Here is a 12,156-nt window from a genome sequence, read left to right on the forward strand (position 1 = left end):
CCCGCCCCGGAGCCCGAACCCGCCCCGGAGCCGCAGCGGGTGGGGGAGCCCGCCTACGCCGCAGCCGAGCAGCATGCGACCGCTCCCCGGGTGACCGTGCCCGTGACGCCCGGCGGGCGGCGGCGGGCGCTGGGGACGCCGGAGGACGACGACCGGCCCCTGGGGATACCCGACGGAGTGCCCCGGGAAGAGGTGTACTTCGAGGCGTACCGCCAGTACGTCGCCGCGCAGGGCAGCTTTCCGAACGCCCGCCAGCTCGCCCGCGCCCTGCACGAGGGCTTCGGCGTGACGGGCGCCGACGGCAGCCTGCTCAGCGAGAGCTATCTGCGGGGCTATATGCGGGAGTTCAAGGACCGCTACAACACCGAGATGGGCCTCGCGGGCTAGGGGCGCGGGGAACTGCGCGACCAGCCACAACGCACCCGCACCCGCACCCTGCGACGAAACAGCAAGGGGCAGCCCCTACCCAGCACCGTCCACCGGGCCCGGCTCCAGGAGGTCGCGGACGCGCTCGGCGCCGACCGCGAGCAGCAGCGTGGGCAGTCGCGGGCCCGTCTCGCGGCCCACCAGCAGCCGGTAGAGCAGGGCGAAGAACCCGCGCTGGGCCGCCTTCAGCTCCGGCGTCGGCTTGGCGTCCGGCGCGAGCCCGGCCCGCACCTTCGGTACGCCATACACCAGTTGGGTCAGCCCGTCCAGCGACCAGTGCTCGTCCAGCCCGTCCAGCAGCAGCCGCAGCGCGGCGCGCTGCTCCTCGTCCAGCGAGCCGAGCAGTTCGGCGTCCGGCTCGTCGCGCACCTTCGTGCGCTGGTCGACCGGCACCTGTGTGGTGATCCAGCGGTGCGCGCGGTCCAGCCGGGGCCGCACCTCGCTGAGCGCGTGCACCGGGTGCTCCGGATCCAGCTCGCTCAGGATGCGCAGCGTCTGCTCCTCGTGCCCGCCGGTGATGTCCGCGACGGACGCCAGGGTGCGGTACGGGAGGGGGCGCGGGGTGACGGTCAGCGGGCCGAGCGCGGTCGTGGCGGCGCGGGCGTGCGCGGCGCGGTCGGCGGGCTGGGCGCTGCCGTCGGCGATCTTCCGGCCCAGCGCGTCCCACTCGTCGTAGGTGCGCTGGATCTCCTGGTCGAAGGCGACCTTGAAGGACTGGTTCGGCTTGCGGCGCGCGTACATCCAGCGCAGCAGCGGAGCCTCCATGATCTGCAGCGCGTCCGCCGGAGTCGGCACCCCGCCCTTGGACGAGGACATCTTGGCCATGCCGCTGATGCCGACGAAGGCGTACATCGGGCCGATCGGCTGACCGCCCCCGAAGATCTCCTGCACCAGCTGCCCGCCGACCACGAACGACGAGCCGGGCGACTGGTGGTCCACACCGGACGGCTCGAAGACGACGTTCTCGTACGCCCAGCGCATCGGCCAGTCGACCTTCCACACCAGCTTGCCGTGGTCGAACTCGCGCAGCAGCACCGTCTCGCCGTGCCCGCAGGCGCAGCGGTAGGTCAGCTCGGTGGTCTCGTCGTCGTACGCGGTCACCGTGGTGAGGTCACGGGCGCACACCGTGCAGTACGGCTTGTACGGGTAGTACTCCCCCGTGCCCGCGCCGGAGCCGTCGTCCTCGGCCGCGGCGCCGGAGCCCTCGGCGGCCTCGACCTCGGCCTCGTCGAGCGGCTTCTGCTGCTTCTTCTGCTGCTGCTTGCCGGCCTTGCCGCCGCTCCCGCCGCTCCCGCCGCCGGACTTCTCCAGCGTCCGGTAGCGCTCCAGCACGGCGTCGATCCGGGCGCGCTCGCGCATCGCGAAGAGGATCCGCTCGCGGTAGGCGCCGCCGGTGTACATCTCGGTCTGGCTGATGCCGCGGTACTCCACGCCCAGCTCGACCAGCGCGGCCTCCATCGCGGCCTTGAAGTGCTGCGCCCAGTTCCCGTACGGGCTGCCGGACGGGGCCGGGACGGAGGTCAGCGGGCGGCCGATGTGCTCGTTCCACGTCTCGTCCACGCCCTCGACTCCGGCCGGGACCTTGCGGAACCGGTCGTAGTCGTCCCAGGACAGGATGTGCTCGCAGTCGAGGCCGCGGCGCTTGATCTCGTCGGCGACCAGGTGCGGTGTCATCACCTCGCGCAGGTTGCCCAGGTGGATCGGGCCGGAGGGGCTGAGCCCCGACGCGCACACGATTTTCTTGCCGGGGGCACGACGCTCCGCTTCCGCGATGACCTCATCGGCGATACGGGAGACCCAGTCGGCCTCATGAGTGGTCTGAGCCACGTCCGGCACTTCCTTCTCTGTGCGTTCCTGGTGCGTCACAAGCCTTGCGCTCACATTCTCCCATCACCGGCACCGTCCCCCGGGGGACACCCCGGGCCCCCGGCCGGGACACGAAAGCCCGCTCTCCCCCATGGGATACTGGCCTCTTCCACACACTCACCCAACGGAACGGTAAGCACGCCATGGCCTCGGTTCCCTCGCTCGCCGCATCGGTTCACCAGCGCGTCTCGGACGCCCTCTCGGCTGCCCTGCCGGAGGCCGCCTCCGCCGACCCGCTCCTCCGACGCAGCGACCGGGCCGACTTCCAGGCCAACGGCATGCTCGCGCTCGCCAAGCGGCTGGGCGGCAACCCGCGGGAGCTGGCGGCGCAGGTCGTCGCGGCGCTCCCCGCGAGCGGTGAGATCGCCCGGATCGAGGTCTCGGGGCCCGGCTTCCTCAACATCACGGTCTCCGACGACGCCCTGGTCCGTACGCTCGCCGCACGCGCCGCCGACGACCGGCTGGGCGTCCCGTACGCGGACGCGCCCGGCACCACGGTCATCGACTACTCCCAGCCGAATGTCGCCAAGGAGATGCACGTCGGCCATCTGCGCTCGACCGTCATCGGCGACGCGATCGTGCACATCCTGGAGCACCGCGGCGAGCGGGTGGTCCGGCGCCACCACATCGGCGACTGGGGCACCCAGTTCGGCATGCTCATCCAGTATCTGGTCGAGCATCCGCACGAGCTGGACCACGAGTCGGACGCGGCGCAGGCCGGCGGGCAGGGCGAGGCGGCCATGGCCCGCCTCAACCGGCTCTACAAGTCCTCCCGCGCCCTCTTCGACTCGGACGAGGCGTTCAAGGCCCGCGCCCGGGACCGGGTGCCCGCGCTGCAGAGCGGCGACCCGGAGACGCTGGCCCTCTGGCACAAGATCGTGGACGAGTCGAAGACGTACTTCCACAGTGTCTACGACGAGCTGGACGTCGAGATCCGGGACGCGGACATCGTCGGCGAGAGCGCCTACAACGACGACCTCCACCAGGTCGTGAAGGACCTGGAGGAGTCCGGCGTCGCGGTGCGCTCCGAGGGGGCGCTCTGCGTCTTCTTCGAGGACGCGAAGGGGCCCGACGGCACGCCCACCCCGCTGATCGTCCAGAAGTCCAACGGCGGCTTCGGCTACGCGGCCACCGACCTGGCCGCCATCCGCAACCGCGTGGGCGAACTGAAGGCCGACACCCTGCTGTACGTGGTGGACGCGCGGCAGGCGCTGCACTTCCGGATGGTCTTCGAGACGGCGCGGCGCGCGGGCTGGCTGCCCGAGGGCGCCGCGCGGCAGCTCGCCTTCGGCACGGTGCTCGGCAAGGACGGCAAGCCGTTCAAGACCCGGGAGGGCGAGACGGTCCGGCTGGTGGACCTGCTGGACGAGGCCGTGGAGCGCGCGGCCGTCGTCGTCCGCGAGAAGGCGCAGGACCTCTCCGAGGAGGAGATCCGGGACCGCGCGGCGCAGGTCGGCATCGGCGCGGTGAAGTACGCCGACCTCTCCAACTCCATGACCCGCGACTACGTGTTCGACCTGGACCGGATGGTCTCCCTCCAGGGCGACACCAGCGTCTACCTCCAGTACGCGTACGCCCGGATCCGCTCGATCTTCCGCAGGGGCGGCGAGGGCGCGCGCCCGGCGGCGCACCCGGAGCTGGAACTGGCGCCGCAGGAGCGGGCGCTGGCGCTGCACCTGGACGAGTTCGGGGACACGCTGGCCACCGCCGCGCAGGAGTACGAGCCGCACAAGCTGGCGGCGTATCTGTACGAACTGGCCTCGCTCTACAGCCCGTTCTACGAGAACTGCCCCGTGCTCAGTGCCGCCACCGAGGCGGAGCGGGAGAACCGGCTCTTCCTGTGCGACCTGACAGCGCGCACCCTGCACCAGGGCATGGCCCTGCTGGGCATCCGCACCCCGGAGAAGCTGTAGCCGCCTGTCGGTGCACCCCCGCGCCCCGCCAGGGGCGCGGGGAACTGCGCGACCAGCCTCCCCCAAGCTCTCGGCTTCGCTCGAGCAGGGGGTACCCCCATCGCACCCGCAGACTGCGACGAAACAGCAAGGGGCAGCCCCGGCCCAGCGCAGGAAACCTGCCTACCGCAGGCGCCCCGCGACCTCCGTCGCCCAGTAGGTGAGGATCATCCGGGCGCCGGCCCGCTTGAAGGCGGTCAGCGTCTCCAGGATCGCGGCCTCGCGGTCCACGATGCCCTTCTCCGCCGCCGCCTCGATCATCGCGTACTCCCCGGAGATCTGGTACGCGCCCACCGGCACGTCGGACGCCTCCGCGAAGTCCCGCAGCACGTCCAGATACGGCATCCCCGGCTTGACCATCACCATGTCCGCGCCCTCCGCGAGGTCGAGCGCCAGCTCGCGCAGCGCCTCGCGGCCGTTCGCACAGTCCTGCTGGTACGCCTTGCGGTCGCCCTGCAGCGAGGAGGCGATGGCCTCCCGGAAGGGGCCGTAGAACGCGGAGGAGTACTTCGCGGTGTACGCGAAGACGGCCACGTCGGCGAAGCCCGCCCCGTCCAGCGCCCGCCGGACGTGCGCGACCTGCCCGTCCATCATGCCGCTGGGGCCGACGACATGGGCCCCGGCGTCCGCCTGGACGCGGGCCATCTCGGCGTACCGCTCCAGCGTCGCGTCGTTGTCCACCCGGCCCGCCGCGTCCAGCACGCCGCAGTGCCCGTGGTCGGTGTACTCGTCCAGGCACAGGTCGGACATCACCACCAGGTCGTCGCCGACCTCGGCCCGCACGTCCCGCAGCGCGACCTGCAGGATGCCGTCCGGGTCGGTGCCCGCCGTGCCCGCCGCGTCCTTCTTCGCGTCCTCGGGGACACCGAAGATCATGATTCCGGCGAGGCCGGCGGAGACGGCGTCGGCCGCCGCCTTCTTCAGCGAGTCCCGCGAGTGCTGCACGATGCCGGGCATGGAGCCCAGCGGCACCGGCTCGGCCGCGCCCTCCCGCACGAACGCCGGCAGGATCAGATCGGACGGGTGCAGCCGGTGCTCGGCGACCATGCGCCGCATCGCCGCCGTCGTCCGCAGCCGCCTCGGCCGGGACAGCGGAAACTCGCCATACGTGCTCACGAACGTGCCCTCCTCCTGGCCGGGCGCTTCTCGCTCGGCCGCTTCACCGATTCTCCCGCCATGGCGGCGTCGGCCCGCCGCTGGGCGCCGAAGTCGGCCAGCGCCTCGGCCAGCTTGTGCACGGACGGCTCGGGCGACATGACGTCCACCCGCAGCCCGTGCTCCTCGGCGGTCTTGGCGGTGGCCGGGCCGATACAGGCGATCACCGTGACGTTGTGCGGCTTGCCCGCGATGCCGACCAGGTTCCGCACCGTGGACGACGAGGTGAACAGCACCGCGTCGAACCCGCCGCCCTTGATGGCCTCGCGGGTCTCGGCGGGCGGCGGCGAGGCGCGCACGGTGCGGTACGCCGTGACGTCGTCGACCTCCCAGCCCAGCTCGATCAGCCCGGCGACCAGCGTCTCGGTGGCGATGTCGGCGCGCGGCAGGAAGACCCGGTCGATCGGGTCGAACACGGGGTCGTACGGGGGCCAGTCCTCCAGCAGCCCGGCGGCCGACTGCTCCCCGCTGGGCACCAGATCGGGCTTGACGCCGAAGGCGACGAGCGCCTTGGCGGTCTGCTCGCCGACCGCCGCCACCTTGATCCCGGCGAAGGCCCGCGCGTCGAGCCCGTACTCCTCGAACTTCTCCCGCACGGCCTTGACCGCGTTGACGGAGGTGAACGCGATCCACTCGTAGCGCCCGGTGACCAGGCCCTTGACCGCGCGCTCCATCTGCTGCGGGGTGCGCGGCGGCTCCACCGCGATGGTGGGCACCTCGGCGGGCACCGCGCCGTACGAACGCAGCTGGTCGGAGAGGGAGGCCGCCTGCTCCTTGGTGCGCGGCACCAGGACCTGCCAGCCGAACAGCGGCTTGGACTCGAACCAGGCCAGCTGATCGCGCCGGGCTGCGGCACTGCGCTCACCGACCACGGCTATGACGGGCTGTCCGCCCTCCGGGGAGGGCAGCACCTTCGCCTGCTTGAGGGTCTGCTGGATGCTGCCGAGGGTGGCGCTGAAGGTGCGCTGCCGGGTGGTCGTCCCGGCCAGCGTGAGCGTCAGCGGGGTGTCCGGCTTGCGGCCGGCGGCCACCAGCTCGCCGGCGGTTCCGGCGACGGACTCCAGCGTGGTGGAGACGACGACGGTGGCGTCGCTGACGCCGACCTCGGTCCAGCACCGGTCGTCGGCGGTGGCGGCGTCCACGAACCGCACGTCGGTGCCCCGCGGATCGCGCAGCGGCACCCCGGCGTACGCGGGCACCCCGACCGCTGCGGCGACACCCGGCACCACCTCGAACGGGATGCCGTCGTCGGCGAGTGCGAGCATCTCCTGCGCGGCGTCCGAGTCGAGCCCGGGGTCCCCGGCGACCGCACGCACCACCCGCTTGCCGGAGCGCGCGGCGGCCATGGCAAGATCTGCTGCACCGTCCGCAGGGACGGCTGCCGTGTCCTCGTCCGCGGACTGGAGCGGGGTGTCCACCCCTGCCCTCGTGTGCGCGCGCACGACATCGTGCACCCGGGGGTCGGCGACGAGCACATCGGCCTGCGACAGCGCCTCGACGGCGCGCAGCGTCAACAGCCCCGGGTCCCCGGGCCCGGCACCCAGGAAGGTGACGTGTCCCTGTGCACCGTGCTGGTGCGGCGACGCCGGCGACGCCGACGACTGGCTCGCGGTCGCGGTGGCGACTGCTGCTGTCTGCTCCGCACGTCGCGCCGGCTGCGCGGCGGTTCTCGACTTGTCGGCTGCGGTGGGGCTCAAAGTGCTCGCTCCCCCATCAGACCGGCCGCGCCCTTGGCGAGCATCTCGTCGGCGAGCTGGCGGCCCAGGCGCTGCGGGGCCGTCTCGTCGTCGGCGGACGCCGGTACGGGACCGGTGGTGGACAACTGCACCAGCGTCGTGCCGTCGGTGGTGCCGACGACGCCGCGCAGGCGCATTTCGGTGACAACCTGCTGGTCGGCAAGCAGGTCGGCCAGCGCACCCACAGGTGCGCTGCAACCGGCCTCCAAGGCGGCGAGCAGGGTTCGCTCGGCCGTGACGGCGGCCCGGGTGAACGGGTCGTCGAGCTCGGCGAGCTGGGCGGCCAGGTGCGTGCTCGACGCGGCGCACTCGACCGCCAGTGCCCCCTGGCCGGGGGCGGGCAGGACGGCGTCCGGGGACAGCAGCTCGGTCGCCTCGTCGAGACGCCCGGTGCGCTGGAGCCCGGCGGCGGCGAGCACAACGGCGTCGAGCTCGCCTGAGCGCACGTACCCGATCCGCGTGTCGATATTCCCCCGGATGGGCACGGTCTCGACCTCGGTTCCGGCGTCCCGGGCCCACGCCTGCAACTGCGCGACCCGGCGCGGCGATCCGGTGCCGATCCGGGCCGGACGGCCGTCGCCGGCCCCGCGCGCCCCGGTCGACTCGCCCGGCCCGGCCAGCCCGGCCAGCCCCGCCAGGGTGAGCCCGTCGCGCGCGATCAGCGCGTCCCGCGGGTCGGCCCGCGGCGGCACCGCGGCCAGCGTGAACTCCTCGGGCTGGGTGGTCGGCAGGTCCTTCAGCGAGTGCACCGCGAAATCGATTTCACCGGCGCGCAGCGCGTCGCGCAGGGCGTTGACGAAGACGCCCGTCCCGCCGATCTGCGCGAGCTGCTCCCGGCTGGTGTCGCCGTATGTGGTGATCTCGACCAGCTCCACGGGGCGGCCGGTGAGCTGGCGCACCTGCTCGGCGACCATCCCGGACTGGGCCCTGGCCAGGATGCTGCGCCGGGTGCCCAGCCTCAGTGCCGGGCCCTGGCCCCCGGTCGGTGCCGGGGTCCGGGCCGGCGCGGGGGCCGGTGACCGCCCCGTGCCGGGCTCCGTGGCCTGGTCCGTGGCCTTGCTCATTGCCGCTCCTGTTCCGGATTGCTCACAGCGGCGACCGCCTGCGGGTCGAGGTCGAAGAGTTCACGCAGCGCGTCGGCGTACCCGGCGCCACCGGGTTCGCCCGCGAGCTGCTTGACGCGCACCGTCGGCGCGTGCAGCAGCTTGTCGACGACGCGGCGCACGGTCTGCGTGACCTCCGCGCGCAGCTTGTCGTCCATTCCGTGCAGCCGCCCCTCCAGCCGCGTCATCTCACTGGCGACGACGTCGGCGGCCATGGTGCGCAGCGCGACCACGGTCGGGGTGATGGTCGCGGCCCGCTGCGCGGCGCCGAACGCGGCGACCTCCTCCGAGACGATGGCGCGCACGGCGTCCACGTCGGCGGCCATCGGCGCGTCGGCCTCGGCCTCGGCGAGCGACTCGATGTCGACGAGCCGCGCCCCCTCGATCCGGTGCACGGCCGCGTCGACGTCCCGGGGCATGGCGAGGTCGAGCAGGGCCAGCGGGGTCGCGCCCGCGATGTCGGCGGCGGTCAGCACCAGCCCGGTGGCCCCGGTGCAGGACACCACGATGTCGGCGCGGGGCAGTTCGCCGGCCACCGCCTCCATGGGGAGGGCCTGCGCGCGGAAGCCGTCACCGCGCTCCGCCGCAAGCGCCGCGGCGAGCCGGTCCGCTCTGTCCACCGTCCGGTTGACGATCACCAGTTCGGCCACACCCGCGCGGGCCAGCGTCGCCGCCGCGAGCGACGACATGGACCCGGCGCCCACCACCAGCGCCCGCCGTCCGGAGACCCACTCGTCCACGGACCGCTGCTCCGCGAGCTGCTCCAGGCCGAAGGTCACCAGCGACTGGCCGGCCTTGTCGATCCCGGTCTCGGAGTGCGCCCGCTTGCCGACGCGCAGCGCCTGCTGGAAGAGGTCGTTCAGCAGCCGCCCTGCGGTGTGCCGCTCCTGCGCCAGCGCGAGCGCGTCCTTGATCTGGCCGAGGATCTGCCCCTCGCCGACCACCATCGAGTCCAGCCCGCAGGCCACCGAGAAGAGGTGGTGCACGGCGCGGTCCTCGTAGTGCACATACAGATACGGGGTCAGCTCCTCCAGGCACACCCCGCTGTGCTGGGCCAGCAGCGTGGACAGCTCGGCCACGCCCGCGTGGAACTTGTCCACGTCGGCGTACAGCTCGATCCGGTTGCACGTGGAGAGCACCGCCGCCTCGCCCGCGGGCTCCGCGCCCACCGCGTCCTGCAGCAGCTTGCCGCGCGCCTGCGGCTCCAAGGCGGCACGTTCCAGCACGCTCACCGGGGCGCTGCGGTGGCTCAGGCCGACGACCAGCAGACTCATGCGGGCATCACGGCGGGCAGGTCCCCGTCAGGTCCGGAGTCGGGGCGCTTGGCGTCGCGCCCGGTGCCGCGGCCGCTGTCGCGGTTGCTGTCCCTGCCGTCGCGCTTGGTCTCGCGCTTGGTGACCGTCGCGGCGGGCGGCGAGACGGGGTGCGGGGCCGGGTCGACCTCCTCCTCCGCGCCGGGCAGCTCCTCCCCGGCCTTCCGCTGCTCGTGGAAGGCGAGGATCTGCAGCTCTATCGACAGGTCCACCTTGCGCACGTCCACCCCCTCGGGGACGGACAGCACGGTCGGCGCGAAGTTCAGGATCGAGGTGATCCCGGCCGCGACCAGCCGGTCGCACACCTGCTGGGCCGCGCCCGCCGGGGTGGCGATCACCCCGATGGACACGCCGTTCTCGCTGATGATCGTCTCCAGCTCGTCGGTGTGCTGCACCGGGATCCCGGCGACCGGCTTGCCGGTCAGCGCCGGATCGGCGTCGATCAGGGCCGCGACCCGGAAGCCGCGGGAGGCGAACCCGCCGTAGTTCGCGAGCGCCGCGCCGAGATTGCCGATGCCGACGATAACCACGGGCCAGTCCTGCGTCAGCCCCAGTTCGCGGGAGATCTGGTAGACGAGGTACTCCACGTCGTAGCCGACGCCGCGGGTGCCGTAGGAGCCCAGATACGAGAAGTCCTTGCGCAGCTTGGCCGAGTTGACCCCGGCGGCGGACGCCAGCTCCTCCGAGGAGACCGTGGGCACCGAGCGCTCCGAGAGCGCCATGAGGGCCCGCAGGTACAGCGGAAGACGGGCGACGGTCGCCTCGGGGATCCCCCGGCTGCGGCTCGTCGCCGGTCGGTGATGTCGGCCAGTTGCCACGGTGCTCCTGCCGTTTGCGCGAAGCGATGAGCGGTCGTGAGCCGGGCCCACGCAGCGGAGCCGCAGCTTGGCTGCAATTCCGGGACCGCTCCGTCGGGCCCAGGCTATGTCTTTGTGAACGCGTGCACAAAGATACTGTCCGCTTTGTCCGGCCAACGTGACCGGCGCCACACGTGTCAACGAGGACACCCGGCCACACTCCTCACGTATACCCCCCAGGACGGCAAAACGCCCTCGATGGTAATCGAAACCAGCCCGAACTCCGACCGCGCGCCCGCTCCCGGCGGACCGGGCCTCCAGCCCGCTCAGCCCGTCAGCGCGGCCCGCAGACGCTGCGGGTCCACCCGCCAGAAGTCGTGCTGCGCGCCGTCCACCAGCACCACCGGGATCTGCTCCCAGTACTTCCGGTACAGCTCCGCGTCCTGGTTGATGTCCAGCTCCTCCCACGCCGCGCCGGTCTCGGCGCAGATCCGGGCCACCACGTCCCGTGCCACGTCGCACAGATGGCACCCCGGCTTTCCGATCAGCGTCACGGTCCTGTCGGTCTCCATACCGCCATTCTGCGCCCCGCGCGGCCGTGCTCCGACCGCGCCGTTCACCGCCGTCACGCTGCGGGACATCCGCGCGTAACGGGTAAGCCGAACACTCTGGCTATCCTCGCGGTATGGCCCTTCGCGCATGGCTCACCGCACGCAGGCGCTCCGCTACCGCGCGGAGCGTGCTGGCCGGCGAGGCCGCGGCCGAGGCGGCCCGCAAGCAGGAGCTGGCCGGCGCGGAGCCGGAGCGGGCCGGCACGGAGCGGGCCGGTACGGAGCGGGCCGGTACGGAGCGGGCCGGCGCGGACGAGGCCGAGTTCCCGGTCGCCGGGGACCAGCGCGCCGCCGCCTTCTTCGACCTCGACAACACGGTGATGCAGGGCGCCGCGCTCTTCCACTTCGGCCGCGGGCTCTACAAGCGGAAGTTCTTCCGCAAGCGCGAACTGGCCCGCTTCGCCTGGCAGCAGGCGTACTTCCGGCTCGCGGGCTCCGAGAACGCCGGCCATATGCAGGACGCGCGGGACAGCGCCCTGTCCATCGTCCAGGGCCACCGGGTCTCCGAGCTGATGGTCATCGGCGAGGAGATCTACGACGAGTATCTGGCGGGCCGGATCTGGCCCGGCACCCGCGCCCTGGCCCAGGCCCATCTCGACGCGGGGCAGAAGGTCTGGCTGGTCACCGCGGCCCCGGTGGAGACGGCCACGATCATCGCCCGCCGCCTGGGGCTGACCGGGGCACTGGGCACCGTCGCCGAGTCGGTCGGCGGCGTCTACACCGGGCGGCTGGTCGGCGAGCCGCTGCACGGGCCGGCCAAGGCGGAGGCGGTGCGCGCGCTCGCCGCGGCGGAGGGCCTGGACCTGGGCCGGTGCGCCGCGTACAGCGACTCGGCGAACGACATCCCGATGCTGTCGCTCGTCGGACATCCGTATGCGATCAACCCTGACAGCAATCTTCGCGCACACGCTCGCGAAATGGGCTGGCGGTTGCGCGACTACCGCACGGGCCGCAAGGCCGCGAAGGTCGGCATTCCTGCGGCCGCAGGCGTGGGCGCTGTCGCGGGCGGCGCGGCAGCGGCCGTCGCGCTCCAGCGGAAGCGCCGCTAGCGCCCGCGCCGCCGCCCGGCCACTGCCCGGCCGCCGCGCGGCCGCGGGCGTGTCGTGGCTGGTCGCACCCCGCAGCGGGGCCGTACAGCGGCGCCGCCAGGGGCGCGCGGATCCGGGCCGCGCCCCGCTGCCGCGCCCCGCCCCCGGC

9 protein-coding genes and 1 pseudogene are annotated in these 12,156 nt (G+C 73.0%); 3 read left to right on the forward strand and 7 right to left on the reverse strand.

What is annotated here, in order from left to right:
* Positions 1-387: pseudogene (locus G5C65_RS38600) on the forward strand (DUF2637 domain-containing protein); the annotation flags it as partial.
* Positions 388-462: 75 nt separating this feature from the next.
* On the opposite strand, the gene lysS reads toward G5C65_RS38600, so the two are convergent.
* Positions 463-2,253, reverse strand: a complete 1,791-nt coding sequence (lysS, locus tag G5C65_RS19600; protein ID WP_165300181.1) for a lysine--tRNA ligase — start codon at positions 2,251-2,253, stop codon at positions 463-465.
* 182 nt (positions 2,254-2,435) lie between these two features.
* Between lysS and argS the strand changes: the two genes are divergently transcribed.
* On the forward strand, positions 2,436-4,205 hold the full coding sequence (gene argS / locus G5C65_RS19605) for an arginine--tRNA ligase (protein WP_165300182.1): 1,770 nt from the start codon (positions 2,436-2,438) through the stop codon (positions 4,203-4,205).
* Between the two features lie 162 nt (positions 4,206-4,367).
* Here argS and hemB read toward each other — a convergent pair whose 3' ends face one another.
* The 6 genes from hemB to G5C65_RS19635 all read right to left on the reverse strand — a co-directional run bounded on the left by hemB (position 4,368) and on the right by G5C65_RS19635 (position 10,920).
* The gene (gene hemB / locus G5C65_RS19610; protein WP_165300183.1) at positions 4,368-5,360 is read right to left on the reverse strand and encodes a porphobilinogen synthase; all 993 of its coding nucleotides are present in this window, start codon (positions 5,358-5,360) and stop codon (positions 4,368-4,370) included.
* The gene (locus G5C65_RS19615) at positions 5,357-6,943 is read right to left on the reverse strand and encodes a bifunctional uroporphyrinogen-III C-methyltransferase/uroporphyrinogen-III synthase (protein WP_165300189.1); all 1,587 of its coding nucleotides are present in this window, start codon (positions 6,941-6,943) and stop codon (positions 5,357-5,359) included. The genes hemB and G5C65_RS19615 overlap by 4 nt, the downstream gene beginning before the upstream one ends.
* Positions 6,944-7,092: 149 nt before the next feature.
* Entirely contained in the window at positions 7,093-8,199 is a 1,107-nt protein-coding gene (locus G5C65_RS19620) for a hydroxymethylbilane synthase (RefSeq protein WP_165300184.1), read from the reverse strand.
* Positions 8,196-9,512, reverse strand: a complete 1,317-nt coding sequence (locus tag G5C65_RS19625) for a glutamyl-tRNA reductase (protein WP_165300185.1) — start codon at positions 9,510-9,512, stop codon at positions 8,196-8,198. Before G5C65_RS19625 ends, G5C65_RS19620 begins: the two co-directional genes overlap by 4 nt.
* On the reverse strand, positions 9,509-10,369 hold the full coding sequence (locus G5C65_RS19630; RefSeq protein WP_165300186.1) for a redox-sensing transcriptional repressor Rex: 861 nt from the start codon (positions 10,367-10,369) through the stop codon (positions 9,509-9,511). The genes G5C65_RS19625 and G5C65_RS19630 overlap by 4 nt, the downstream gene beginning before the upstream one ends.
* Before the next feature lie 305 nt (positions 10,370-10,674).
* Positions 10,675-10,920 carry a glutaredoxin family protein gene (locus G5C65_RS19635; protein WP_165300187.1) on the reverse strand — a complete coding sequence of 82 codons (246 nt, stop codon included), beginning with the start codon at positions 10,918-10,920 and terminating at the stop codon, positions 10,675-10,677.
* 113 nt (positions 10,921-11,033) lie between these two features.
* Between G5C65_RS19635 and G5C65_RS19640 the strand changes: the two genes are divergently transcribed.
* Positions 11,034-12,008, forward strand: coding sequence for an HAD family hydrolase (locus tag G5C65_RS19640; protein WP_165300188.1), 975 nt, complete (start codon positions 11,034-11,036; stop codon positions 12,006-12,008).
* Positions 12,009-12,156 lie beyond the last annotated feature (148 nt).

Source organism: Streptomyces boncukensis, assembly GCF_011045075.1.
In the GTDB taxonomy this organism is placed as follows: Bacteria; Actinomycetota; Actinomycetes; order Streptomycetales; family Streptomycetaceae; genus Streptomyces; species Streptomyces boncukensis.